The organism is Bacillus cereus group sp. Bce041 (assembly GCF_052646455.1).
The window spans coordinates 63101-89967 of sequence record NZ_JBQXON010000014.1; the positions used below are offsets into that span (position 1 = coordinate 63101).

Here is a 26867-nt window from a genome sequence, read left to right on the forward strand (position 1 = left end):
ATGGAGAAAATTTTACAGTTTAAAAATATCAATTATCATTATGAAAGTAATAATAAGAGAACTACAATCTTACAAAATGTAAATTATTCTTTTCAAACTGGAAGATTTCATACTATCTTAGGGCCATCCGGTTCAGGAAAAACAACAACTCTTAGTTTAGAAAGCGGATTAGATGTTCCAAAAAATGGATATGTCTTATATAAAGGAACGGATATACGTAAAATTGGTCTCGACTCCTATCGAAAACAGTATGTATCAATTATCTTTCAATCTTATAATCTCATTACTTATATGACCGCATTGTAAAATGTTATAACAGCAATGGAAATAACAGGAGTCGATGTAAAAGATAAAAAGATAAGAGCATTAGAGCTACTAAAAAAAGTAGGATTGACAGAAATAGAAGCAAAAAGGAATGTGTTACAGCTTAGCGGTGGGCAACAACAACGTGTCGCAATCGCTCGTGCATTATCTTGTAATGTAAATTTATTAATTGCAGATGAACCGACAGGAAATCTAGATCAAGAAACGTCTATGGAAATTATTGAGTTGTTTAAAGAGTTAGCACATAAAGAAAATAAATGTATTATTGTTGTAACTCATTCACAAGACGTAGCCAAACAGTCAGATAAAGCTGTTTATCTACAAAAACAGAATTTAGTTGTACAAGATATTTCTTGAAAAATGAATGTGTTTACTTTAGAGAAAACACAGGATGACTTAACTTCAAAGTAACTGTAAGTTCAATTTATACTTTTTTACACCTATGAAGAAAATGAAGAGAACATGGATTAAGGTAGTTGTTTGCGATATACCGGTTATAATTGGTATTTCAATAGGGTATGTAACACATGTTTTTATTCAAGAAGATATAAGTGAGTCTAACTAAGATCAAGTAAATATATTTCAAGAAGAGATTGGCCCGAAGCAAAGACAATCCTCATTTATTGAAGGGGGAATTCAGGATTCGGTACTACTAAAGAATGTATTGAAGGCGAAGTGAAATCTAAAGACCCAGGAAGTAATTAATAAAATATAACTTTTTTAATAAGTCAACAACCAGTTCCTTAACATATAAGGAACCGGTTAATTTATATACAAAATATGTATAAATATCTAATTTTCTTTATTTACACTTGCGTACTTATTTGAGTACGGTGCTGAATTTAATTTTTGTTTTTTTACTTGTATGCGACTATTATCCTGATGATGAGCAATTCACACTTGTACATCTAATAAAGAAAGAATAATGTTTGTTTCAAGTGACATCTTGATTACCTCTTTCTTTTTAGTGTTACTATGCATATAAACTATCGCATGCACCTGAAGCTGATATGAAGTAAAGATAATTTTCCTATGAAGTTTTTATGTCTCCACATAAACTCCAGATAGCAAGGCTATAATGACTACCAGAGAAAAGCTTCCTTTGTAGAAAAAATTTCACCGTATTTTTTCTACAAAAACCTCATATATTTAAGCATAATTTATTGGGAGGTTGATTATGAGCATGTATTTAAAAATAAAAGAAAGTGCGAAGCGTATAAATGAATTGACTAAGCATCAAAAGAAACTAGAGCGCGAAAAAAATGTATTAAAAAGTGAGTTTTATAGATTGTTGAAAGAAAATAAAAAACACAAAGATACTCCCGAAGAGATAAGAACATTGGATAATTAGTCTCAATTTAACGTTTCATTTAAATTTTAGTCAACTGCAGAAGTATGGAAATAGTATAACTTCAGTACTTGGTTAGCTATAAGTATTTTGATACTATATTTATTCGTAAATTCGACACAGCCTTTTATAATATATACATGCTATACTTAATTGCATAGTAAATAAATTGTATCCCAGTACATTACTTACTATTACTAGTACCCGAAAAATCTTAATATGATACGGTAAAAGGCCTCTTTTCAACGAGAAAAGAGGCCTTTTTTCATTAATATTTAGTTAAGTATATGCTATGAATTAAAAAGGGAACTTTATATTAATTTACATTTCTTTCATAGAGTTAAGATAAGGATCATATATTATAACAACATGTTACATTGAAAGGGTGAATATATGATTTCATCGTATTCGGTTAGTTATATTTTAGTCACGGGTAATACTGCTATAAAAAAGGTAGCTAAAGTTCATGCATCCTCAGAAGTTTTTGCTGTTAATAAAATTAAAAGAGAATTAGAACGTAGGTTTTCACAGCCAACAAAAATTGAAGTTTTTCCGGTTTAATAAAACGGTATAAAAAGAGGAATCACTCTTTGTTTTCTTATTAATTAATTTGTAATTATTATGGATTAAACCTCATATTTTTTAATTAAATTTCCAACTACATTTAAAAAGAGTTCTTTTATTTTATTACCATCAAGCTAACACTTTGATTATCAGTTTACCTATAAATTAGCCGTAGGTTAATTATTAACCCATAAACTTTGCCAGGAATTTTAATAAGAAGCATAAAGGTAACTAGAATTAAGGTGTTTTATGCTAATAAAATTAGAATATCAATAAAACCTTCACTGAAAGATAGCGCCAACAATAACCAAATTTCTTTCGCTAATCCTATAAATAAAAAGTCGATTTCCTGTACGTTAAGAAATCGACTTTTTAGTGAGTAACTTAATTTCTTTATTAGACACGAGCTTGGTTAAAGTAAATTCAAAATATCTTTTGGTTTATTTAATACAAAATCAGCTTTTTCAAAACCTTCTCACCTGAAATTGATTTTACATAATCTTAGCTTGATAGCTATGTGGTGCTACCCCTAATATAAAGTGCTTCACTACGTTACGTTTGAAAAATTCATATTTGATTACCAAACACACTAAATGCTTAAATAGGTCTACGTCCACTCGCTAATAAAAATACATAGAGTTACATCACTTTGTTAAATAAAGTTAGTACCCTTATTTAGAAAACTCTTCAATACTTTCGTAAGCAATTAATACCCTTTTACTTTTTGCCACTCAAAATCATTGCATTTCCTAATACTTTTTTATTTAATAAAAGCTTTGGTAATTTCATTTCTTCAGCAAGCTTGTAGCTATTCAATTTAGATATATCGAGTTTCTCTAGGTTATATAATAACTCTTCTGTATCCCCAAATATTTTTTCATCCATAAATAAATCTAAGAAGATAAATTCACCACCAGGTTTTAATACTCTTATAGCCTCTTTAATTAATTCTATTTTATTGTTTGTATCTTTCACTTCATGAAATGTTAGGCAACTTACAACTATATCAAATGCATCATCCTGCAAAGGGAGCGCAGCGGCACTTGCTTTTAAAAAATTAACCCTATCAGATACACCTTCTATTTTAGCATTCTGTTGGCATTGATCCTGTGAGTATTCCCAATTCTTCCCCCAATAATCAATTCCAGTTAAAAAAGATTGAGGAAAAGCTATTGCAAGCTTAATAATCAATGACCCACTACCTGTTCCTATATCTAATATTTTTCCTTTTCCATCCCAAATCACTTTTTTAACAATTAAATCATGTATTTTTGATTGGTAATCCTCTCCGAATGCTGCGAATTGGTATGTAGAATAAGAAAGTATAAACGTTATATAAATAAAAGGTATCGCTATAGCTCCTGATAGAATTCGCAGATAGAAAGTAATAGGCAATAATGTTATTAATAGAAGAATTATTGAGCTTATCAAAAATACAATCAGTTTTTTCATTCGAATCCATGTTTGATATCTGGTTTTATTTCTCATTAGCACCATTCCTTTGTATTTTTCACATATGGATAAGATACTTTTATCTATCCTCACCTATAAGGTCATTTTTTAACTATTAACAAATAATCTTATAGGTTTTAAGCAATGCTAAAGCCACTTCAATTCATTTTCATAGCTCCATATGTTTTCCGGACTTGAGATATGCTGAATTTATTTATATTTTCATAGCATTTAATATTATGAATAATACCATCATAATTTAGATTATTGGAAGACTCAACTCAAAAAAATTTGCAAATTAGCCCTAGGTTGTAACTAAATCTAAAAATCTTTGTACTAGTATTACCTATTTACACAATGGCTGAGTGAATATATATGAAATTGGCTGGTTTCTATTCTAAATACATACTCTATTATATAGATAAATACAAATAGATTAGGGAGTTACTAGTAATATGAAAGAAATAGAAATTATAAAATCAATCGAAAAAATAGCCATTACATGGCAAGGCGCAACAATTAATATTCCATTAAAAGATATAATTGAGGTTAATAAAAATAATACGTTAAAAAATACTGACAAAGCAGTAGAAATTGGTAATAAATTCAAAAATTCAGAAGCAATCTTTATTAGAACAAAAAAATTGAATTATATATTATTTACAACTAATAAATTAACACTTCTAAATGAAATCAAGTTTTAAATTATGAAAAATTCTGGTGAGAATTTTTCTAATTATTTTATAAAAGGGTATACTAAATTACCCAAAATACAACCTATTTATAGGGATACTTGGCGAATTACTAATGAACATTTATGTGAATAAATAAAAATAAACAGACAATAAATCGATTCTAGTTATGTAAAAAATACATAACTAGAAGTGGTGTTATTGAATCGCTTTAATATTTATTTAATAGAGGTTCAATTTAAAATTCATCTTCCAAAATTAAATTACCGGCATCATTATCTTTCGTCAATCTCTGATTCAAATAATTTTCTTTAGTAGTACGATCATTTTTATGACCTACTGCAGCTGCGATAATATGAGGTGGTAATCCTTTGTAATCATATAAGTACTGTACATAAAAATGTCTAAAGAAGTGGGGAGTAATTCCCATATTCTCTGTAAAGGGTAGCTGAGTATCCTTAATGATTTTAGAAATATATTGTGACAAATAATTCTCTCTATAAGCAGTATGGTTTTTAGTTTGAAATACTGTTCCACCATTTCTATTTCCAATGTCTATAGGTAATCTTCTCCGCATTCGAAATGCGACAATCCGATTGAAAATCTCCTTATTAATGGAAACAATCCGCTCATTATCTCCCTTTGTATCAACCTTTAAATAATATCGTCCTCGTATAGTATCATACTCAAGATCTTCCCACTTTGCATGTGCGACTTCTGCAACACGTAACCCTGTGGTAGCTAGAACTGACAATAAAGCGTAATTGATTTCATTATCCTTGTAGTAATGAAGCAATTGTTTTACTTCCTCATATGATAACTCCCGTTTAGGTTTATGTTGTTTATTTACAGTTGTACTTAGTATCTCAACATGTAGAGGATCCTGAATATATTGGATTTCATATAGCCATTTCAAATATGAACGAATAACACCAAGCTTTCTACTAACTGTAGATGGCTTGTATTTATCTTTTGACTGATAGGAGGTTGCCTCTTGAGATAACCATTTTTGATAATTACGGATATGCCGTTTCCTAAGATTTCTCCATACTTGACCAAATTTATAATCCTTTACATCTTTCTGTAGAAATTCCTCACTTTGTCTAATAAAGAAATAAAACTGACTTAAATCACGTGCATATAGAATTGTTGATGCATCCTTGATTCGTTTTTCTTGGTCAAAATGTGTTTGTCGATTCAAGTAGTAGTACAGTATTTCTTCATCTGAAAATCCTTCATATGTATATGAATCTTCTCTTTCGTTATTTTCCTTTTTTAATTCCGCTTCATTTATATAATCAGGATTCCATAATGTAATTAGATTTGTAAAATTTTGTTTTTGTTGCTCTATGTTATCTAAAGAAGTATTACTATGAATAAGATCTATTTCAAATTTCAATGTTATTCATTCCTTTATAAATTTCTTTTATATTAAATATTATAACGTAATCAATTAGAAATTAAATTATATATTAAGATTAAATTTTACAAAGCTATAAATAAATAAAGACTATAGAAAATCTCCCATTTTCTATGGTTATTATTTAATTTAAAATACAGTATTTTTGTCATGTAATTTAATCATTAATAAAATATAATTTTAAAAGAAAATTAAATCAAACATTATTCTAAATTACAATCCAATGTATATATTGATATATGTTATAATTTATTTAAAATGTAAATACTATAAATTTTAATTTACATAATATTATTATGTAAATTACGAAGTGTGAGGAGGAATTAGAATGATTAGCGCATATGAAATGACTATGACTACAAATGAAGTAAAAGATTATTTAGATATAAGTCACTTTATTTTTAATAATTTAATGAAGCAAGGAAAGCTAACACCAATCAATAAGGATACGTGGCGTTTAGATGGTAGTTTTTTATTTAGTAGAGAAGAAGTAGAAAAAGTAAAAGAAGAACGTAAAATTGAGGGGATTACTTTATACCAAGCAAGTAAAGAGTATCATATTAGTATGAACCAGCTTGAAAAATGGATAGAAGAAGGAAAGTTAGTATATTTTTTAATAGAACATCGTAATCGACAAACGAAATTTGTGAAGGAGGAAGATGTTCGTGAACTTGTTCAGCAAGTAGAACAAGCTAATCATATATATACATTTTCGCAGAAATATAATGTAGTATTATTTCAAAAGTTTGTAAAAGGCAATACATTAGCACGTGTTATTTCTATTCCAAAACGTGGTGATATTATAGTTCTTGATGAATTTGGAACTAATATGACACTTAGTGAGGCATTAAAAGCAGGATATGAGTCCGCTTATAAACTGTCGGATAAACCTAGAAGTCATCATCAAAGGTTTGTTAAGTTTCGTTTTCCTAAATCTGCGCAATTAAGAAACAACATTTTTCATATAATCGATAATATATTACAGTACGTATCTCCAAGAAATATAAAGATTTTAGAAGAAGAGACATTTTGGTATTTTGAAATTCGTCAATCATTAATTACATTACCACCAGGAATTCAAATGGAATGGATTGAGGAGTTAACGCCTTATATAATAGAAGGGAAAATTGTTCCAAGAATGAATCATAGCGTATATTTGGATAGTAATACAGTAACGAAGTCTGTCATACTTACAAGTAAGGAATACAAATACTTGAAAGAAATTACAAATGAAACAAATAGCTCTATTGAAGAATTTATAGCCATTGCTATTAGAGACAAGATTAATGGGCACTTACTTAAGTGAAATCGAATTTTTTAATGAATTAAAGCTAAATCTAGGTATTTTCTCTTTTACTTTTATTAAAACTCTTTAGGTGAAACGGAATAAATGCTAAGTTCCTATTACTAATAGTTGGGATATAAAAACTGAATATGTAGTTTTTATATATTTAATACTTCCTATAAAGTCTGTTATCAGACTTTCGGAAGTATAGAGAAGAAAAAATTCAAAAATAGTTGTATGAATAATGTAGCGACAAATTATCTCTTTATGTATTATGTAAAAATATCTATTGTGTATGTGAAATAAATTTATATGTATGTTTTAATTATTAATGTTAAAAAATTACCCTATATTTTTTTGATATTATTTATATTTTTGTTTTAGTCCAAACTGCATTACGGCCTTTTGATATTAGTTTAATTAATTTTTCTTCTTGTAAACATGCAAATGCTTTATTGATCGTGCTTGGTGAAACATCTGAAAATACCATCCGTATTGCTTCTTTTGTAAAAGGAAGTTCTTGTTTTAATATATACTCTTTAATTTTAAAGCTTTTGTTCCCTTTCAGTTGGTAACTTGTAATATGTACGTCTAGTTCTTTATATGCTTCTAGAATAATATGTAATAGACATTTTAATATAAAGGATACATTGTGCTCTTGAAAATGCCAATTTGCTGAAGATTTATATAGGGCATCATAATAATCTCTCTCGTATTTTTTTATTATTTTATCTAGTGAAATATATTTCACTAGTGAATGTTTACTTTGTAATAGTAATAAAGATATAAGTAGACGTACCATTCTTCCATTTCCAGATTCAAAAGGAAAAATACATATAAAATTAAGTACAAAATTACAAATTAAAATTAGTGGATCAATATCTTTTTGATTTAATAAATAATTATATTCTTCACATAAATTTTTTACTGCTTCTGGGATTTCTTTAATCGTTAAAGGGCGATAGCAATAAAATGAGAAATTAAGTTGCTCATGTTCTTCAAGTAAGATGTCCTGTTTTCTCCACGTTCCACTATCCGAAGTAGCATATTTAAAAAGTTGAAAATGTATTTCTAAGATTGTACTTGGATCAATAGTAAGCCTTTCATAGTTATTATGAATGAGTGATAGCGCATCAACGTAACAAGATATTTCATCTTCAATCATTGTTTTTGGCGACAGATCATATGTAATTAATTCTTTTAACCTTTTATTTGTTATTTTTAAGTTTTTATACATTGCGACAAAATCTTTGGTATGTTGAAGTTGAGTAGATATTTGCAACTTTTCTAATGTACATGGAAATTCCTTCTCATAGACCTCCAATCTCCCTTGGTATTGCTTTATTTTTCCAATTAGGCTTGCTACATCTAAATTTACCAATAAATTTGTGAATTTTTCGCCAAAAAACGACATATTTTTCCCCTCCTATAATATAAAACTATACAATACTTAACTGTATTTAAAGTGTTTTTTTGAATAATTTTCTAAAAAAAATTAAAAATATAGTTTTTTATGTGTGAAAATTACAATAATTAGGGTCTTTTTGCCTTATTTTGTGACAAGATTTAACATCAGATTAAATAGTTTCATGTTAAAAAGCAGAGTTTTATATTGTGTAATTGCTTTTTATCAATAAGTGAGTCATTGCATATGGGGAAGGGGGAAGTCCTTACTAATGAAGACTATTGCTTTTTACTTACCACAATTTCATGAAATACCTGAAAACGATTTATGGTGGGGAAAGGGTTTTACAGAATGGACCAATGTAAAAAAAGCAAAACCACGTTTTCTGGGACACTATCAGCCTAGAGCTCCATTAAGGGATTATTATTACAATTTGTTAGATTTAGATGTACATAAGTGGCAAATAAATTTAGCAAAACAGTATGGTTTAGATGGTTTTTGCTATTATCACTATTGGTTCAAAGGGAAAACATTACTAGAAAAACCAATAGAATTGAGAAATCAATGTAAGGAAATTGATTTCCCATATTGCTTATGTTGGGCAAATGAATCTTGGACAAGATCTTGGGATGGGAAAGACCAAGAAGTATTAATGCGACAAGAATATGGGGATGAGTCTGATTGGAAAGAACACTTTAATTATCTATTGCCATTCTTTAAAAACAAAAACTATTTAAATATTAAAGATAAACCGATATTTGTAATTTACCGACCAGCTTCTATACGAAACCTAAATAAAATGTTGAGTCTATGGAATGAATGGGCCCAATCTGAAGGGTTTCTAGGGATACACTTTGTAGAAATGTTAACAATTTTTGAAGATAAATCAGACTTTCCTTTTGATGCTGCTATAGAGTTTGAACCTATGTACACTTTAAAAAAACTAATAGGTAATAGAACTTCACTACATCAAGAAAAAAAAGATTTTCACTTAAGTTATGATTTTGTATGGAAAAGAATATTAAACCGTCAAATTAAAGAACGTGAAAACATATATAAAGGAGCTTTTGTAGATTGGGATAACTCACCAAGAAAAAAAGAAAGCGCTTTAATTATGAAGGGGTCTAATCCCGATAAGTTTAAGAAGTATCTTTTACAACATAGTAAGGACACTGATTTTTTATTTATTAATGCTTGGAATGAGTGGGCAGAAGGCACATACCTAGAACCAGATGAAAAGTATGGATATAAATACCTTGAAGCTTTAATGGAGATAAAGAAGAGTCACTTCTAATAAATTGTAACAGCAAGAAAAAGGGGGAAACATTATGACTGATATAAATACTATGATTTCCATTCGAAACATTAAGAAATCATATGGAGATTATACAGTTATTAAGAATTTAAGCATAGATATCCGTAAAGGTGAAATTATAGGATTACTAGGACCGAATGGAGCTGGAAAGACAACACTTATATCGATTTTATCTACTCTTACTCTGCCAGATGAAGGGGATGGTACAGTATGTAACTACGACTTGTATACTGAACGGAATAAGATTAAAAAAAATGTGAGTGTAGTACCTCAAGATTTAGCGCTATACCCGACTTTAACTGCATATGATAACTTATCTTTTTATGCGGATTTATATGGATTAAAGGGAAATAGGAAAAAAAGCCGCATAAAAGAAGCCTTGCAATTCGCACAGCTTGAGGATTGGGCACATAAGAGAATTGATACATTTTCAGGTGGTATGAAAAGAAGAATTAATTTAGTGGTCGGTTTGTTAAATAAGCCAAAAGTTATTTTCTTAGACGAACCAACAGTGGGCATTGATCCACAATCAAGAAACCATATTTTTAATTGTATTCGCCATCTCGTAGAAGAACTAGGAATCACTGTCATATATACAACTCATCATATGGAAGAGGCAGAAATGTTATGCCATCGTGTAGCAATTTATGATAAGGGTGAAATATTAGATGTTGACACCCCAAAAAATTTAATAAAAAAATATGGGGAAAATTATTTAGAGATTGTAATATCAAATATTCCAGAAGAATTTATACATAAAACAAAAATGATTTCAGATGTGAAGTCCTGCACATTGGTGGATAAAAAAATCATCATTCAATGTGTAGATAGCTTTAATGTTACAAGGGAAGTTATGAAATTAATTCAAAAATATAATCTGAAGATCGATTTATTTAATGTTAAAAACTCTAATTTAGAAAATGTATTTTTACATTTAACGGGGAAAAACTTAAGGTCGTAAATGGAAAGGGGTTGGTAAACATGAAATCTTGGTATATAGCAAAGAAAGATCTGCTTATTCTTTTAAAGGATATTCCTGGTCTAATCTATTTATTTATTACACCCATTATAGTAATAGCAGTTGCTAGTTTTGCATTATCCAATGTATTTGATAGTAAGACAGAAAAATTCAAGATTCCTATAGTAGTAAATGATAATGGAGAACTATCTAAAAGGGTTATTGAAGAGTTAAAAAAAATACCTGCTCTTGAGCTAGAAGAAACTTATGAATTAAATGGTAAAAAGAAAGCCTATACAGAAGAACAGGCGAAAAAGGAAGTTCAAACTAAAAAAGCGGCAATCGTTATCCCTAAGGATTTTACACAAAATGTATATTCAGGGACAGAGGCTAAAGTTATCATCATAGAAGATAAGGTTGATCGTATTATTCCAAGTGTTGTTTCAAATGCTGTAACTCAAATTGTGTCAGAAATACAAAGAGATATGACTAAAGAGATTGTAAAACAAGCCTCTGCCCAAATGGAAGTAAATGTGAAAGTGGAGTTTAAAGAATTAGCATCAGATAATGAACATAAACCTACTCCATTTGAATCTAATGTACCAGGATATGCTGTAATGTTTGTACTCTTAGGTACTGCTGCAGCTGCAGGTGCATTAGTAGAAGAGAGAGAGAATGGAACGTTAAGAAAAATCCTTACTTTACCTATTAATACATTATCAATTATTTTTGGAAAAATGCTCTCATGCTTTATAACAGCAATTGTTCAATGTGCAGTCCTTTTTAGCGTAGGACATTTTGTATTTGGAATGTGGCTTGGAAAAAGTGTATTAGGAATTATGTTACTAGTGATATGTACTGCATTTGCAGCTTCAAGCCTGGCAATTTTACTAGCTTCTATATGTCAAACAAGATCACAAGCAAATGGTATTTCTATTTTAATCGTGTTAACTATGTCTGCTTTAGGTGGGTCTTGGTGGCCACTCTATATAGAGCCGGAATGGATGCAAAACATAGCACATATTACGATTACAGCCTGGGCAATGGGAGGGTTTAACGATTTATTAGTATATAACAAGGAGTTCTCCTCTGTGCTTATTCCATCAGCTGCATTAATTGGCATGGGAATTTTATTTTTAACAATCGCCATACAAAAATTTCGACGTTCTTATGAAAAGTAGGTGAAATAAGTGTACATAGTAAAAAATGAGGTGAATGTTCGTTTTGGGGAATGCGATCCCATGGGAATTGCTCACCATTCTCATTATTTTCACTGGTTTGAGCTGGGTAGGTTTAAAATACTGGGTATGACTGGAATAAACCGATATTTAAAACAGGAAAAATTATATTTTCCAATAATCGATATAGGATGTACCTATAAAAAATCAGCTCGATTTCAAGATGACTTAATTGTAGAAACCTATCTTAAGAATGAAAGTAAAGTTTATATAGAATTTGTTTATAAATTATTCCGCAAGAGATGCCGAGTTTTGTTAGCGGAAGGATTTTCGAAACATGTTTTAACACGGTCGAATAATCAATTAATCAGTAGATTACCAGAAGAAATTTTAGAAAAGATTCAATTTGAAAATAGCGGGGGTGTCATATGATTACATTTATTTTTCCAGGACAAGGGTCTCAATCTGTAGGGATGTGTAAAGGGTATTTAGATAAATACCCAAACATATTTGTCCCATTATTTGAGGAAGCAAATGATACGCTAGGATTTGATTTAAAGCAACTATGTTTATATGGGCCAAGTGAAAAATTAATAGAAACCAGTGTTACACAACCAGCTATTCTTACGGTAAGCACAGGGATATCACGAATTTTACATTTGTACGGTATAAGGCCATCTAAAGTGGCGGGTCATAGCTTAGGACAATTCTCTGCACTGGTAGAAGCAGGATCTTTACAATTTTCGGATGCATTATCCATTGTACGGAAGCGTGGTCAGCTGATGAGTAATGTAAAGCAAGAGGGGTGTATGTTAGGAATTGTGTCAAACACATATCAAACATTATTTGAAGTTGTAGAGGAATCTAAACAATATGAAATTGATATTGCTGCCTATAATTCCCCTACACAGGTTGTATTTTCTGGCGAGAGTAAGAGCATTCTTAAATTTCAAAAGGTACTAGATCAAAAAAATGGTATAAAAACTAAAATACTCTCAACTAGTCATGCATTTCACTCACGTTTAATGGGAGAAATGGTTCTTGAGTTTAAGGAGTATTTAAATTTATTTTCGTTAAAAAATGCTCAAATACCAATTGTTTTAAACTGTTCAGGAAAACCAACTACAGATAGAATCAATATTTTACAAGATATAGAAAGACAATGCGTAGATCCAGTTATGTGGCAAGACACTATCTACACTTTATTGAATAATGGTACGAAACACTTTATAGAAGTAGGTCCCGGAAATACTTTAACCAAGTTATGCCGCTCCTTTAAGCAGAACATATCTGTATCCTCTACAGAAACACCGATGTATTTAAAAAGAAGCCTTACTACAATAGAGAAAGAATTTAAGGGGGAACGGGTCTATGTTTAATGGAAACGAAGTGGCATTAGTTATCGGAGGATCACGAGGCATTGGTAAATCAATAACAATGGACCTAGCCAAACAGGGCTTAACTGTTTACTTTACGTTTCAAAGTAATCAAAAATCAGCAAATGCAATAGCAAATACTATAGAAGAAAAAGGTGGAAAATCATTTCCTATGCATGTTGATATTACAAATGAAGACTCTATTCATAAATTGTTTCAACACATACGCTCAAAGGAAAAAAGAATAGATATTTTAGTAAATAATGCAGGAGTTATAAATGATGGATTTGCTGCAATGATGAGCGAGGAAAAGTGGGATCATGTGGTTGATTTAAATTTAAAAGGAACATTTCTTTGTTGCCGACAAGCATTAAGAATAATGATGAGACAGAAAAGAGGTTCTATTGTAAATATCACGTCGACAAGTGGAATAACGGGTGCAAGAGGTCAATGTAATTACTCTGCCTCAAAGGGTGGGGTTATTTCCCTAACCAAGACTTTAGCATTAGAAGGTGGGGAATACGGTATTAGGGTTAATGCTGTTGCACCTGGTTTTATACAAACAGATATGACAAAAGGAATGGATCAACAGACTTTAAAAAGGATGTTAGAACTGGTGCCGCTTGGCAGAATTGGAGATCCTAAAGAGGTAGCACATTTAACAACATTTTTATCCTCTAACTATGCGAGTTATATAACCGGGAAAGTTTTTACAGTGGATGGTGGATTAGTTAATGGCTAAACAATAGGTGATTTAATGACGAATCTTGAGTTAAACAAGGAAAAGGGGAAAACAGATGTTTACGTATGTAGAAACAAAAATTATTGCTGAAAAAAGAAAACAATTAACTACTAGAATTAAAGAAATTATTACTGAGAGATTAGATTTAGAAATCGAACCGCATTTCATTACTGATGATCAGCCATTATTCGGAAGAGGCTTAGGGGTTGACTCCTTGGATGCATTAGAGCTATTTCTGGCAATTGAAGAGGAATTTGGCGTTGCAGTATATGACGAGAATATGGCAGTACTGGGTTCTATTAATAAAATTGCCGATTTTATTGAAGAAAATAGGGAGGATGATGTGCAGTGAGACCGATATTAAATGCAGATCAAATCCGAAATATCTTACCGCATAAATGGCCATTCCTTTTCTTAGATAAAGTTATTCAACTTGAGCCAGGAAAGAGTGGAATTGGTATTAAAAATGTAACAGTAAGTGAACCTTTTTTTGAAGGGCACTTTCCAAATGAATCAATTATGCCTGGAGTGTTAATTATTGAAGCTTTGGCACAAATGACTGCTGTTGTTTATGTTACAGGAGAACTAGCAAAAATAGATGCACATGGTGCATGTTCACCTAAAATCGATCCAAGTTCATATGTGGGTTATTTAGTTTCTGTACGTAATATGAAATTTTTAAAACCTGTAGTACCAGGAGACCAGCTAGAATTACATGTCCAAATTGGAAGATCACTTGGGGTAATCTCACAAGTGGAAATCACGGCTTATGTAGATAAAAAGAAAGTTGCTACTGGTAGTATTCAAGTTTCTAAAAGAGTTGAGGAAATATGATCCATGGTATAGATGTTCAAGTTCGTGAGTGTACAGAGGCAGACAGTGAGAATTTAGCGCAATTTTATAATAAATATCAATATGGCCCCATTAAACATGGGTATCCCTTAAATAAGCAAGACATCAAGCAATTATTTCGAGAGCGGAAGATAGAGTTATATTTAATTGCTGAATATGAAAATGAAATTATAGCTAGCTTATTATTTTCTAGTTTATCAGGTCAAAGAGCAGCCACTCCAGATGGAACCTGGGCTGGATTCTTTTTAATCCATCCAGAATTTCGTTCGGGAAATATACCAGATAAATTATTTGCCTATGCAATTAAAAATCTTATTCAACAAGACATTAAGTATATTGATACAGAAGTGAATCCGGAAGATAAAGTAGCCATGGCACTTTATAAAAGAGTAGGGTTATATCAAACAAGTAGGTCGTATATAGACTATGATGGCTACTTAAATTTAAGAAGCTATTTACCTTATGTTATTAATTATCTGTTAGATGCATTTAAACCAATTATTTCAAAAAGTGACCAAGATATATGGCTATCTAGAGGTTGGAAAACAGTTAGGGGATTGAAATCCCTACGTTCTATTCAGAGTAACGCCATAACAAGAAATGGAATTGAAGTTGTAAAGTATGCCATTAATCTTGGAGCAAAAGATGTAAATTGTTGGGTTGATATAAAAAGTGAAAAAATTACTGAGGTAGAAACAGAACAAGTAAGATTCACTAGTTATATTTTAGAAGGAAACAATTTAATTGTTGGAGAGAAGGTTCATATCTGTTATGTATATGAAAATCATTTTTCAAATCCTATTGAAGCTAGTATTACATCGAAAATAGGCGACGATTACTTAATTGATTTAAAGAAAACTTTTTTTCCAAATAAAAAGTACGAGTGGGAAGAAGTTATAACAGTTACTAAGGAAATTGAGGGAGAACTTGTTACAAAGTTAAAAGCAAAAGAACTAGAACTAATTGTTCATTTTGGAGTAACCATAGCAAATCCGTTAGAAGTAAATGTTGCTAATCATCCTAAGTTAATTAATGGAAAAGAATCTGCATGTATCGTTAATGTGAAAAATAATTCTTTAGATAGATTAATTTACAAATTATTTATCCAACAAGAAAACCCTAAAATACTAGATTTCAAACCGCTAGAAAAACACCAAATTTGTATTATAGAGCCGGGTGAAATAAAGAAACATCCTATTTTATTGAATCCCCAAAAAATTGGTATCACTAATATGACATTTTCAGCTGTTAGTCATCAAAATAAAAGTATTGGGGAATTAAAGGCCTTAATTCCGGTTTATGCGCTTGGGAGAAATCATGTTTATGAAACAGAAGAATACTTGGTTCTAGAAAATGTGTATATAACTGTACAAATAAGTAAAAGTACTGGTTGTTTATATATATATGACCTTAGAAAGCAGCAATTATTAGTAAAAGAAGCATGGCCAGATTTAGATTACCCATTTTTAAATGCAGTAAAAGAACCGAAAGTAAATGAGCTGTCATGGGCAATAAAATCTGATTCATGTTTTGAGATCATTCATAAGGTCACAAGATTAAAGAGAAGCATTCGTTTTTTGTCAGATAAGATAGTTCAAATAAAAGATTTTGCACAAGAAGGAAAATATATAAAGATATACCCTTGGTGCATGTTATATGATGCGAAGATGACGGTACCATTAAAGAGTGGGTTAGTTTCTAAACCTATGGTATATGGTGAGTATCCATATGCACTACATGACTATGAATTTGTAAACCAATTCGATCTACCTAGTCATCCAGACATGTATGAGCGAAATTATACATTGTTTGAATCGCAAAATATTAATATTGGATTCATATGGAAAGGAAATATAGAGCGTATCCTATTTGGATTAAGATGGATGCCAGCTGTAATATTTACACGGAATGATAAAGAAAAATGTATAACAAAAACGCACTATTATACTTTATGTTCTCGTGATAGCAAAGATGAAGTAGAAGAAATCTATAACGATATTACTAGTCATACATCCAAATTTATATCTAATAAGATTCCATACTCAATTGAGACTGACCAATTTCATATTATAAATGAAAACGGGGAATTTTATATTCACGGAAGCCTAAAAAACTTATTTTCTTCCATATTAAAGGGGAAATTAACATTGGTTTTCCCTCAGATACCTTACGAACAACATTTATTTATACAAGACATTGATTCCATAAGCAATTTTGATTTTGAATTTAATGGAAAGGTTAAATGGTCAAAAGCCCATTATGCCACACTTACGTATCAAGATGACTTGAATGGAAATACGATAACTAAAAATATATATCTTTTCCCTAAAGGAAGAAATGAATTAACATATAACGAAAAAAAGCAGGAATATTTAGTTCAGAATAACGTACTAGACATAATGATTAAGGTAAACCAAAGTAGTAAAATAACAGAATTTATGTATAAAGATAAAGAGATTTTAAAAGGTAAATCAGCATTAAATTCTTATAATTTTTTACCTGGTTTGATGATACCAACGGTTCAATCTTGTACTCCAGATTGTAGGGAAGATTTGAGTATTAATTCCATACATCTCAAGAACAGTGCCAATTCAGTAGTAGTAAAAGAAAATACATACAGGGAATTCATTCATCAGATCTTCTGTCAATCTAATGAATCGAAAGTTGGATATACAACTATATTTGATTTACCAATTTTACAAGTACAAATGAAAAATCTACAAAAAGAGAAGATGAAAGCTAGTGTCTTTCATTTATTCTGGGAGAAAAAAGGGAAAACAAAAATTAAAAAGATTTATTATTGGCAGAACGGAGAGCAAAATACATTAATACCAAATGACAAACAAAGAAAGATTTACTTAGATAAGAAGGTAATTCTCGAATTATCTAATGGGTTATACGTATCTATTTTAGCACTATCTCATAATACAAAATGCTTTATATACGAGTGGCCAAAGAAAGGTATACAAATCGGTATATATGATAATCAGAACGAATTTTATGATGCAGATATTCGCTTTAATATTGCAGTTGGAGAAACTTTACTTGATAGTGAATACTTTTCGCAAATTTTATTAGAGGGGAATATGACATGAAAGTATTGTTTATTGCACCTAGTCACTTTAGCATTGGTGAGTTGCACAATGCCTTATGTCTAGCGAAACAAATTGAAGAGGATGGAGAAGTATATTTTTTAACAAGTGAAAAATTCTTATGGTATGCCAGTAAATCTGTAGCAAATGTTAGATCACTAACAAAGGGGCTAAAACAAAAAGAGGTTATAAAACAAATCAATAATTCATTTCAACCTGATGCTATTGTTTTAGCTGATTACCATAATTTATTTTTAGAGTCTCCAATTATTGATCTTGATTATCTATTAAACCTACACATACCTTGTTTTTCTATTGATTCTTTAGCTTGGGGTAGTGAGGATCGATTATTAGAAAATAAACTTTTTAAAAATGCAAATTACAATAGCTTAAAGAAAAGGTCATTGATAGAACTACCTAAAATCCCCTCTCAATTTAGGCTAATTAGAACTTGTCCAGTGAATAGTTATAAACAAGATAGTGAGAATGTTACTTCTGTCAAATTATATAAAGAGGCTTTACAAATAGATGAAGAATTAAGAATGAAAATAAGAACACAACTAGGTTGTAGGGAACAAGATAAATTAATTATGATTGCGAAATCATCATGGGCCAACCTATTAGTAAAAATGAGGCTCATGGAGAAGAAACAGTACAATGATGCAAGGTTTAGTTATGAATATATATTACAAGAACTATTAAGCCTATATCTTCAGGACTTTCCAAACGATACATGTATTAAATTAATTGGGGTTTCAGATGAGACCAAATTTGTTTCTATGAAAAATGGAGGAAAAATAGAATTTGTTTCACTACCATTTCTTCATTTGGAAGAATATGAGCAACTAATATTATCATGTGATTTATTTATCACCGATAATATTACATCCTGTTCAATGGGAAAAGCGGTATTTGGAAAAATACCTGTAATTAGTCTGGTAAACCATATGGAATATGAAGAATTAAAGACTCAAAGAGATAGCCATAATCCTACCTTAAGAAGCATTATAGAAAAATGGAATTATATAATACCTAATGGACTTTATCCATTTCTTGTATTTCCAAATGGATGGCATAAAGAATTAGCACCATTGATGGAGCAAAATGATTATTTTAAATGTGTGCATACTTGTGAAATGTTTGATTTAAAAGAAACTAGTCAAACAATATTTAATATGCTGTATAGCAAAACGGAGATTGATAAATTAAAGAAAATGCAACAACTGTATATAAATAATGTATGTAATCTACCGACAATTAAAGATGTGATAAAGAGAGAATTGGGGGCGCTTAATCATGAGTAATCAAATTAATGTACAAGAAGAAACTAATGAAGCATATGATGCAGTACGTAACGGAATTGGTGTAATAGATTTATCAGCAACAGGAAGAATTATTGTGAAAGGTGAGGACCATGTAGAGTTCCTAGATCGTCTAGTTACGAAAGATATTATATTTATGGAAGAAGAAACAACACTCTTTACTTTATTATTACAAAAAGATGGGACTGTAATTGATATTATTAATCTGTTTAAAAATGAGGATTCTCTTACAGTTATTACGACACCACATAAAAAAGAAATGGTACTAGCCTGGTTGCAAAACCAAAAACCAAGCGGTGTTGAGATTATAGATATAAGTCAAACACATTCTCAACTTGGATTTGAAGGTCCGTATGCATGGAAATTAGCTCAAAAGTTTTTAGACTTCGAAATATCATCACTGCCATTTCAATCATTTGTGTTAAATCAATTATTTGGGAAAGAATTTCTATTAGCAAGAACAGGTGTAACAGCAGAGTATGGTTATCAATTATTGTTTGAAAAATGCCTAGAGCCAATAGTATTAGAAACTGTAAATTCTTTTAAAGAAGAAGATATTAAATTGAAGAAAGTAGATTGGGAAACATTAGAGACGCTAATGTTAGAAATTCGACATCCATATTTTGAATTCAAACATCTAGAAGAACTAAATATTTTTGAAGCTGGTTTAGAATGGTTTATTGATTTTTATAAAGACGAATTTTATGGAAGAGAATCCTTAGAACAGCAATCGGAAGCTGGAGTAAATAAAAGAATTGTGGGATTCACGACAGGAATAGAGAGCAAAATTACAGTTAATGATGAAATTTTTATAGAGGAACAATTAATTGGTAAAGTTATTGAACTTAAAGAAAGTCCTGTATTAAATATGAAACTCGGAATTGCTTTATTAGAGGAACCATTTGCTGTTTCAGGAATTGGATTTTATGTGAAAAATAAAGAAAATGCTTTGTATGAGGCACATACTCAGTCCTCACCATATATTCTACCTAAATCATGGTCAATCAAAATACTGTAAAGGTGATGGCATATGAACATGAATAATCAACGAATCGTCGTAACTGGCATGGGAATTATTTGTTCAAACGGAAATAGTGTAAAAGAATTTTGGGATAATATTAAATCTGGGAAATCTGGTATTAAAGTAATCCAAAATATCGATATGGCTGAAATGGTAACAGATTATGGTGGAGAGATTGAAAACCTTCAGGTAGATGATTACTTCTTTAAGGATGAAATAAAGGATATGGATCGCTGTGGAAAATTAGGTGTCATGGCGGCAAGAGAAGCGGTAGAAAACGCAAAATTAAAAATAGAAAACTTTAATCCATACCGAATTGGAATATCATTAGGCACATCTTTAGGAGGCATGTTGAGCGGGGAAGAATTTCATAATCAGTGGATTAAAGATGGAATTGAAAAAGCAGATGAAACGTTACTTTTTAAGTATCCAATCCATACGCCCTGTGACAATATTACTCGAGACTTAAAAATAAAAGGGCCAAAAATGATTATTTCGAATGCATGTGCCGCTGGTACAAATTCAATTGGATTTGCGCTGGATACAATTCGAAATAACAAAGCAGATATCATGATAACCGGTGGTGTAGATCCCTTATCGAAATTGTCAATGAGTGGTTTTAATAGTTTACAAGCACTAGCACCAACGCCACCATCCCCCTATAGCAAGAGTAATGGCGTAGTAATCGGAGAAGGTGCAGCTATTCTTGTTTTGGAATCCTTAGATCATGCGGTTGAAAGAGGTGCAAATATCCTAGCTGAAGTAGTGGATTACGATTTATCTTCAGATGCATATCATCAGACGGCACCAGATCCGGGCGGGGAAGGTGCTTTGAGATCCATGCGAGGTGCTTTAAAAAAAGCCAATATAGATGCTAAGGAAGTAAGCTATATCAATGGACATGGTACAGGTACACCAGCAAATGATGTATCAGAGCCAAAAGCAATTCGTACATTAATTACTGAAAATAATACACCAGTTTCTTCAACTAAATCAATGATAGGACATATGTTAGGAGCCGCAGGAGCGGCGGAAGCAGTAACAAGTATTCTTGCTATTCAACATGGATATTTACCTCCAACTATAAACTTTGAAGTTGAAAGTCAAAAGTTTAATCTAGATTTTGTACCTAACATAGGTAGGGTAAGTGATTTGAGTTATGTACTATCAAATTCATTTGCTTTTGGTGGAAACAATGCAAGTATCTTATTCTGTAAGTACAATGAGAACCTTGAGTTATCAGCGGCAAAGGAAAAGCTAATTAAAGAAAAAAAAGTCGTAATTACTGGTGTAGGGGGACTTGCTGGAAATTCTTCAAACCTTAAGGAAATTAAAGATTGTATGTTTAAGGGGAAGAGTGGTACCTCAAAGATTAAACAGTGGAATGACAATCCTAAGTGCATACAAGCCGGGAAAATACCAGAACAAAACTATCGAAGGCTAATACACCCTAATTTATTAAGGAAGATGGATTCAATTAGCAAACATGCAGTATTGTCAGTGAAAATGGCGATAGAAAACGGGAACTTAAAGATAGATAAAAATAATAGGGACAAGATAGGAATTATTTTTGCTACTGGTACAGGACCAGTTGGAACGGTAGAATCATTTAACCGGATTATTATCCAAGAGGGTGTTAAGGCCGCCAATGCTAAATTATTTCCAAACACAGTTATGAACGCAGCAGCTGGACATATTTCATTAAACTTTAAAATAAAAGGGCCTACTTCAACTATTTCATGTGGCGGGGTTTCTGGTATTAGTGCACTATACTATGCCTATGCCATGATTCAATCTAGTGATTATGACACATTCATTGTGGTAACGGCAGATGAAGTAAATAATCCAATAATAGAGGGACACTCAAAAATAAAAAGATACTTAACAACTGAGAATATAAGTCCTTTTGATTGTAATAATAGCGGTACCATACTTGGTGAAGGGAGCGTTGCCTTTATTGTAGAAAGTGAGGAGGCAGCGTTAAAAAGAAATGGTAATATTTTAGCTGAAATTAAAGGTTTTGGGTTAACATCTGATGATAGTAAAATAGGGGACTTAAATCATCTAGGAAAGGCATGGGAGGAATCTATGCGTTTAGCAATGAAAGAGGCGATGATTTCTCCAGGGGAGATAGAATATATTTGTGCAGCCGCCAATGGTCATACATATTTTGATCGTATTGAAGAGAGAGTTATAGAACGTACATTTGGTAATAAAACTCCTGTTAGTGCCACTAAATCTATCTTTGGGGAAACCCATGCAACTGCAGGACTTCTTTCTCTCATTAGTGTAATATGTGCATTTGATGGTGAAATACCAGCTACGCAAAATGTAAAAAGTCATAGAGGAAGAATCAATCTTGTCACAGAAAATGCTCGTAAGGCTCCGGTGAGCAATGCCTTAATTAGTACATATTCCTATGGTGGTAATTATAATTCTGTTGTAATAGGAAAATATTTAAATTAATTATTTATGTAGGAGGCCACTTTTATCAAGTAAGTATCGGTCTCCTGCATAATAAGCTATATAGTTTTTAAAGCTTAAGCTTTTAATTGAGCATATCAGAAAAACTATGAAGGAGCACAATGCCATGAAAGGTATCATTCTTGCAGGTGGGAGCGGTACTAGATTGTACCCCCTTACCCAAATTGTATCAAAGCAATTATTACCTATCTATGATAAACCCATGATTTATTATCCTTTATCAGTACTAATGTTGGCGGGTATAAGAGAGATACTAATTATTTCAACGCCACAAGATATTAATAAATTTGAGCAAATGTTAGGTGATGGTTCAAAATATGGAATTACCCTTTCATATACTGTTCAGCCTTATCCAGAAGGTATAGCACAAGCATTTATTATAGCTGAGGAGTTTATTGGAAATGATAATGTAGCTTTAATTCTTGGCGATAATATCTTTTATGGTCATGGACTAACAGAATTACTAGAAAAGGCTGTTAAGAAGACTAGGGGAGCTACAGTTTTTGGTTATTATGTCAATGATCCAGAGCGCTTTGGGGTAGTAGAGTTTGATTCTAAAAAGCATGTAATTGATATCATAGAAAAGCCAAAGGAACCAAAATCAAACTATGCAGTAACTGGCCTGTATTTTTATGATAAACGTGTGATAGAAATAGCAAAAAATATTAAACCATCTAATCGTGGGGAATTAGAGATAACAGATATAAACAAAGAATATCTTGAAATGGGAGAATTAGAAGTTGAATTATTGGGAAGAGGCTACGCATGGCTGGATACAGGTACACACGAATCATTATTAGAAGCAGCACAATTTATAGAAACAATTGAAAAAAGACAGAGCTTAAAAGTAGCTTGTTTAGAAGAAATTGCATTTAAAAAGAAATATATAACCAAGCAACAACTATTAAAAATGGCAAATTCGGTAAAGGAAAATCAATACAGCCGATATTTATTAAGGGTTGCCCATCAATAGCATTTAAATGAATGGAGAGAGAAGAATGCGTAAAATTCATACAGCATTAGATGGTGTTTTTATTATAGAGCTTGATAAATGCAGTGACAAACGTGGTTACTTCATTGAAACATGTAATAAGAAAAAATTTGAACTCTTAGATGTACAGGGAGACTTTGTACAAGATAATCAATCATTATCTGTTCACACAGGCACGATACGTGGGCTGCATTATCAGTTGAATCCTAAAGCCCAAATGAAGGTAGTGAGCTGCATTTCTGGTTCTATTTACGATGTAGTTGTAGATATCCGAAAGGGCTCCCCAACGTATGGACGATGGTTCGGAACAATTTTAAATGAGTATAATAACCGTCTACTTACCGTTCCTAAAGGGTTTGCTCATGGTTTTTGTACTACAGAACCTAATACAATTGTCCAGTATAAAGTAGATGAGTATTATTCACCTAACCATGAAGGGGGAATTCTATGGAATGATGAAACGATAGGAATTTTATGGCCAACTAATCAACCAATTTTATCAGAGAAAGATAAAAAACTACCTAGATTAAAAGATACTAATGTCAACTTTGTTTATGGAGATGATTTTAATTGAAATTATTAATAACGGGTGGGGCAGGATTTATTGGTAGTAATTTTATTCGATATATGTTAAAGAAATATCCTCAATACCAAATTGTAAATGTAGATTTATTAACATATGCAGGAAATTTATCTAATTTAAAGGAAATATCACTAAATCAAAATTATAAATTCATCAAAGGGAATATTTCAAATGAAATATTCATAGATAAGCTATTTAAAAAAGAGAAATTTGATTATGTATTAAATTTCGCAGCAGAATCTCACGTTGATAGAAGTATTAAAACTCCCCATATCTTTGTCCAAACTAACATATTAGGTACACAAGCCTTATTACACTCAGCATATAAAACAAAAGTGAAAAAGTTTGTACAAATTTCTACAGATGAAGTATATGGGACATTATCTCAAACGGGTGCGTTTACAGAGCATACACTAATAGCTCCTAATAGTCCTTATAGTGCAAGTAAAGCTAGTGCAGACTTCATGGTACGAGCGTATCATGAGACATTCGGTTTACCTATGAATATAACTCGTTGTTCCAATAATTATGGTCCCTATCAGTTCACGGAAAAATTAATACCATTAACAATAACTCATGCATTAAATAATAAAAATATTCCTCTATACGGTGATGGATTACATATAAGAGATTGGCTTCATGTAGAGGATCACTGTGTAGCTATTGATTTAGTTCTGCATGGTGGAGCAGATGGGCACATTTATAATATCGGAGGAGATAATGAATATACAAATCTAGATATTGTACAAAAAATACTCAAATTCCTAAATAAAGATCAATCGCAAATTACATTTATCTCAGATCGCTTAGGACATGATAGACGTTACGCCATGGATGCTACTAAGTTGAAAGAAGAATTAGGTTGGAAACCACAATATCTATTTGATGATGGACTCACTCAAACAATTAAGTGGTATATAGATAACCGTACGTGGTGGGAATGAATTTTATTAGGTAAAAATTACATAAGTTAAACGAGGAATTTTAAAATGAAGATACTGATAACGGGAGTAGAGGGGCAACTAGGACAAACTTTAATACAAGTTCTCAGCAGAACACATCATGAGCTATATGGTGTGAATCGAACCACGTTAGATATTACAAATAAAATAAGAGTTAGCTCTTATCTTGATAGGTTAAAGCCAGATGTAATTGTACACTGTGCAGCATTTACAAATGTAGATGGGGCAGAGAAAAATAAAGGACTGGCATATGAAGTAAATGTATTAGGTACCAAGTATATTGCTCAAGCTGCAGAAAGAATAAAATGTAAATTTGTATATATTAGTACAGATTATGTGTTTGATGGCGAAAAGCATACACCATACAATCTTGTGGATCGTCCTAATCCATTAAATATATATGGAGAAACAAAATTGGCTGGAGAACATTTAGTAACAAAATACACGAATAATCATTTTATTATTAGAACTTCGTGGATATTTGGAAAGGGAGACGGTCACTTTATCGCTAAGATAAGAAAAATAGCAAATCTATACGGTGAAGTCCGCGTGGTATCTGACCAGTTTGGTTCACCTACCTATGCACTAGATTTAGCAAATTTTATTGCAGAGTTAATAGAGACGGATCAATACGGTTTATATCATGTGACAAACGAAGGAATATGTTCATGGCATGAGTTTGCAGTTGAATTTTTTAAAGACTTTAATAAAGACATCAATATAATTTCCTTAACGACGGAAGAATTCCCGCAAATAGCCAATAGACCTAAATATTCAGTGTTAAGCAAAGATTGCATTATCCTGAATGGATTAAAACCATTAAGACATTGGAAAGAAGCATTAAAAGAGTATAAGGAACAATTAAATAGTAGATGATCATTTTAATTTATATAAAATTAGCTAGTAAATATAGCTTTATTTTTTAGCAAGTTGCAGTTGATTTTTTTAGAAATTTGTCGTTTATAAAGTATTAACTGTAAAATAAAAAACCACTACTTAAAGTAGTGGTTTTTTATTTTACAACTATACATTACATCGTAACAAAAGCCATTATACATTCGCTGAAAGATTAACGGTACATTTACTATTTTAGCATAGTTGCATTCAAATAAATGTTCCAATCTAGTGAACTTTCAAGTTTGAATAGATTTAGATACTACCTATTATGTAATTAATTCATTATTACAGATGGGCATAAATTAATAATTAGTATTTGAATTAGTTTCCCTCAAAGAATCAAACAGGATTGCGGCAGCTTGCTGTTACTATTTTTCCTTTGTTATCACGTATAATAACAAAGAATATTTTGATGGTAGTATAAATGATGTTTGAAAAGCAAACAGAAAAAACAATTATGGCGTAAAAATAATTTGAACATGTATATCATATGCATTTAAGTCTGGATTTTTGTTTGTTAGAAGTATTTAATTCACCGTACATATAACAGGTAGAATAAAAAATAAACAAAATTCATATACAACCTAATAAAGATTATAACTGG

General features: G+C 31.1%; 22 protein-coding genes and 2 pseudogenes. 21 read left to right on the plus strand and 3 right to left on the minus strand.

The features are described 5' to 3' along the window. From ACUN13_RS26945 to ACUN13_RS26955, 3 genes and pseudogenes are all read left to right on the plus strand, one after another. Nucleotides 1–681: pseudogene (locus tag ACUN13_RS26945) on the plus strand (ABC transporter ATP-binding protein). A gap of 94 nt (nt 682–775) precedes the next feature. After that, a pseudogene (locus ACUN13_RS26950) lies at nt 776–1029 on the plus strand (hypothetical protein). Nucleotides 1030–1501: 472 nt separating this feature from the next. After that, nucleotides 1502–1675, plus strand: a complete 174-nt coding sequence (locus tag ACUN13_RS26955) for a hypothetical protein (protein WP_322371575.1) — start codon at nt 1502–1504, stop codon at nt 1673–1675. Nucleotides 1676–2953: 1278 nt separating this feature from the next. Here the strand turns inward: ACUN13_RS26955 and ACUN13_RS26960 are convergent. Beyond that, entirely contained in the window at nt 2954–3724 is a 771-nt protein-coding gene (locus tag ACUN13_RS26960; RefSeq protein WP_173600985.1) for a class I SAM-dependent methyltransferase, read from the minus strand. 419 nt (nt 3725–4143) lie between these two features. On the opposite strand from ACUN13_RS26960, the gene ACUN13_RS26965 reads away from it, so the two are divergent. Then, the gene (locus ACUN13_RS26965; protein WP_000658334.1) at nt 4144–4392 is read left to right on the plus strand and encodes a SunI/YnzG family protein; all 249 of its coding nucleotides are present in this window, start codon (nt 4144–4146) and stop codon (nt 4390–4392) included. A gap of 226 nt (nt 4393–4618) precedes the next feature. Here ACUN13_RS26965 and ACUN13_RS26970 read toward each other — a convergent pair whose 3' ends face one another. Next, nucleotides 4619–5779: a tyrosine-type recombinase/integrase gene (locus tag ACUN13_RS26970; protein ID WP_400154882.1), complete on the minus strand. Its 1161-nt coding sequence runs from the start codon at nt 5777–5779 to the stop codon at nt 4619–4621. A 349-nt stretch (nt 5780–6128) separates the two neighbouring features. Here ACUN13_RS26970 and ACUN13_RS26975 point away from each other — a divergent pair, with 349 nt between their 5' ends. Next, nucleotides 6129–7106 carry a DNA-binding protein gene (locus ACUN13_RS26975; protein WP_086422568.1) on the plus strand — a complete coding sequence of 326 codons (978 nt, stop codon included), beginning with the start codon at nt 6129–6131 and terminating at the stop codon, nt 7104–7106. Between the two features lie 346 nt (nt 7107–7452). Here the strand turns inward: ACUN13_RS26975 and ACUN13_RS26980 are convergent, their stop codons facing one another. Beyond that, the gene (locus tag ACUN13_RS26980; protein ID WP_000007498.1) at nt 7453–8499 is read right to left on the minus strand and encodes a Fic family protein; all 1047 of its coding nucleotides are present in this window, start codon (nt 8497–8499) and stop codon (nt 7453–7455) included. A gap of 262 nt (nt 8500–8761) precedes the next feature. On the opposite strand from ACUN13_RS26980, the gene ACUN13_RS26985 reads away from it, so the two are divergent. From ACUN13_RS26985 to rfbD, 16 genes are all read left to right on the plus strand, one after another. After that, entirely contained in the window at nt 8762–9784 is a 1023-nt protein-coding gene (locus ACUN13_RS26985; protein WP_242785742.1) for a glycosyltransferase WbsX family protein, read from the plus strand. A gap of 34 nt (nt 9785–9818) precedes the next feature. Continuing rightward, nucleotides 9819–10766, plus strand: coding sequence for an ABC transporter ATP-binding protein (locus tag ACUN13_RS26990; protein ID WP_221826628.1), 948 nt, complete (start codon nt 9819–9821; stop codon nt 10764–10766). A 20-nt stretch (nt 10767–10786) separates the two neighbouring features. Next, entirely contained in the window at nt 10787–11944 is a 1158-nt protein-coding gene (locus ACUN13_RS26995; RefSeq protein WP_221826626.1) for an ABC transporter permease, read from the plus strand. Between the two features lie 9 nt (nt 11945–11953). Then, nucleotides 11954–12373, plus strand: coding sequence for an acyl-CoA thioesterase (locus ACUN13_RS27000; protein ID WP_445424040.1), 420 nt, complete (start codon nt 11954–11956; stop codon nt 12371–12373). Then, nucleotides 12370–13320, plus strand: a complete 951-nt coding sequence (locus tag ACUN13_RS27005; RefSeq protein ID WP_221826623.1) for an ACP S-malonyltransferase — start codon at nt 12370–12372, stop codon at nt 13318–13320. Before ACUN13_RS27000 ends, ACUN13_RS27005 begins: the two co-directional genes overlap by 4 nt. Beyond that, the gene (gene fabG / locus ACUN13_RS27010) at nt 13313–14059 is read left to right on the plus strand and encodes a 3-oxoacyl-[acyl-carrier-protein] reductase (RefSeq protein ID WP_088346370.1); all 747 of its coding nucleotides are present in this window, start codon (nt 13313–13315) and stop codon (nt 14057–14059) included. Before ACUN13_RS27005 ends, fabG begins: the two co-directional genes overlap by 8 nt. 55 nt (nt 14060–14114) lie before the next feature. After that, on the plus strand, nt 14115–14411 hold the full coding sequence (locus tag ACUN13_RS27015) for an acyl carrier protein (RefSeq protein WP_000495741.1): 297 nt from the start codon (nt 14115–14117) through the stop codon (nt 14409–14411). Beyond that, nucleotides 14408–14893, plus strand: coding sequence for a 3-hydroxyacyl-ACP dehydratase FabZ (gene fabZ, locus ACUN13_RS27020; RefSeq protein ID WP_086422562.1), 486 nt, complete (start codon nt 14408–14410; stop codon nt 14891–14893). The genes ACUN13_RS27015 and fabZ overlap by 4 nt, the downstream gene beginning before the upstream one ends. After that, nucleotides 14890–18006 carry a GNAT family N-acetyltransferase gene (locus ACUN13_RS27025; RefSeq protein ID WP_088346368.1) on the plus strand — a complete coding sequence of 1039 codons (3117 nt, stop codon included), beginning with the start codon at nt 14890–14892 and terminating at the stop codon, nt 18004–18006. The genes fabZ and ACUN13_RS27025 overlap by 4 nt, the downstream gene beginning before the upstream one ends. Beyond that, nucleotides 18003–19307 (plus strand): DUF6365 family protein, encoded by a 1305-nt coding sequence (locus ACUN13_RS27030; protein ID WP_221826622.1) that lies wholly within the window; start codon nt 18003–18005, stop codon nt 19305–19307. Before ACUN13_RS27025 ends, ACUN13_RS27030 begins: the two co-directional genes overlap by 4 nt. Continuing rightward, nucleotides 19300–20343, plus strand: a complete 1044-nt coding sequence (locus ACUN13_RS27035; protein WP_088346364.1) for an aminomethyltransferase family protein — start codon at nt 19300–19302, stop codon at nt 20341–20343. Before ACUN13_RS27030 ends, ACUN13_RS27035 begins: the two co-directional genes overlap by 8 nt. Nucleotides 20344–20355: 12 nt before the next feature. After that, entirely contained in the window at nt 20356–22812 is a 2457-nt protein-coding gene (locus ACUN13_RS27040; protein WP_221826620.1) for a beta-ketoacyl-[acyl-carrier-protein] synthase family protein, read from the plus strand. Between the two features lie 124 nt (nt 22813–22936). Continuing rightward, nucleotides 22937–23803, plus strand: coding sequence for a glucose-1-phosphate thymidylyltransferase RfbA (rfbA, locus tag ACUN13_RS27045; RefSeq protein ID WP_088346360.1), 867 nt, complete (start codon nt 22937–22939; stop codon nt 23801–23803). A gap of 25 nt (nt 23804–23828) precedes the next feature. Then, entirely contained in the window at nt 23829–24395 is a 567-nt protein-coding gene (rfbC, locus tag ACUN13_RS27050; RefSeq protein ID WP_088346358.1) for a dTDP-4-dehydrorhamnose 3,5-epimerase, read from the plus strand. Next, entirely contained in the window at nt 24392–25348 is a 957-nt protein-coding gene (rfbB, locus tag ACUN13_RS27055) for a dTDP-glucose 4,6-dehydratase (protein WP_088346356.1), read from the plus strand. The genes rfbC and rfbB overlap by 4 nt, the downstream gene beginning before the upstream one ends. A 45-nt stretch (nt 25349–25393) precedes the next feature. Then, nucleotides 25394–26242, plus strand: a complete 849-nt coding sequence (gene rfbD / locus ACUN13_RS27060) for a dTDP-4-dehydrorhamnose reductase (protein WP_445424041.1) — start codon at nt 25394–25396, stop codon at nt 26240–26242. Nucleotides 26243–26867 lie beyond the last annotated feature (625 nt).

Excerpts from the sequence above, each read along its gene's own strand:
- ACUN13_RS26960 (WP_173600985.1), bottom strand. The coding sequence starts at position 3,724 with ATGAGAAATAAAACCAGATATCAAACATGGATTCGAATGAAAAAACTG.
- fabG (WP_088346370.1), top strand. The coding sequence starts at position 13,313 with ATGTTTAATGGAAACGAAGTGGCATTAGTTATCGGAGGATCACGAGGC.
- ACUN13_RS26995 (WP_221826626.1), top strand. The coding sequence starts at position 10,787 with ATGAAATCTTGGTATATAGCAAAGAAAGATCTGCTTATTCTTTTAAAG.
- ACUN13_RS27005 (WP_221826623.1), top strand. The coding sequence starts at position 12,370 with ATGATTACATTTATTTTTCCAGGACAAGGGTCTCAATCTGTAGGGATG.
- ACUN13_RS27015 (WP_000495741.1), top strand. The coding sequence starts at position 14,115 with ATGTTTACGTATGTAGAAACAAAAATTATTGCTGAAAAAAGAAAACAA.
- ACUN13_RS26980 (WP_000007498.1), bottom strand. The coding sequence starts at position 8,499 with ATGTCGTTTTTTGGCGAAAAATTCACAAATTTATTGGTAAATTTAGAT.
- ACUN13_RS27030 (WP_221826622.1), top strand. The coding sequence starts at position 18,003 with ATGAAAGTATTGTTTATTGCACCTAGTCACTTTAGCATTGGTGAGTTG.
- ACUN13_RS26975 (WP_086422568.1), top strand. The coding sequence starts at position 6,129 with ATGATTAGCGCATATGAAATGACTATGACTACAAATGAAGTAAAAGAT.
- ACUN13_RS27025 (WP_088346368.1), top strand. The coding sequence starts at position 14,890 with ATGATCCATGGTATAGATGTTCAAGTTCGTGAGTGTACAGAGGCAGAC.
- ACUN13_RS27035 (WP_088346364.1), top strand. The coding sequence starts at position 19,300 with ATGAGTAATCAAATTAATGTACAAGAAGAAACTAATGAAGCATATGAT.
- ACUN13_RS26985 (WP_242785742.1), top strand. The coding sequence starts at position 8,762 with ATGAAGACTATTGCTTTTTACTTACCACAATTTCATGAAATACCTGAA.
- rfbA (WP_088346360.1), top strand. The coding sequence starts at position 22,937 with ATGAAAGGTATCATTCTTGCAGGTGGGAGCGGTACTAGATTGTACCCC.
- ACUN13_RS26965 (WP_000658334.1), top strand. The coding sequence starts at position 4,144 with ATGAAAGAAATAGAAATTATAAAATCAATCGAAAAAATAGCCATTACA.
- ACUN13_RS26955 (WP_322371575.1), top strand. The coding sequence starts at position 1,502 with ATGAGCATGTATTTAAAAATAAAAGAAAGTGCGAAGCGTATAAATGAA.
- ACUN13_RS27040 (WP_221826620.1), top strand. The coding sequence starts at position 20,356 with ATGAACATGAATAATCAACGAATCGTCGTAACTGGCATGGGAATTATT.
- rfbD (WP_445424041.1), top strand. The coding sequence starts at position 25,394 with ATGAAGATACTGATAACGGGAGTAGAGGGGCAACTAGGACAAACTTTA.
- ACUN13_RS26990 (WP_221826628.1), top strand. The coding sequence starts at position 9,819 with ATGACTGATATAAATACTATGATTTCCATTCGAAACATTAAGAAATCA.
- rfbC (WP_088346358.1), top strand. The coding sequence starts at position 23,829 with ATGCGTAAAATTCATACAGCATTAGATGGTGTTTTTATTATAGAGCTT.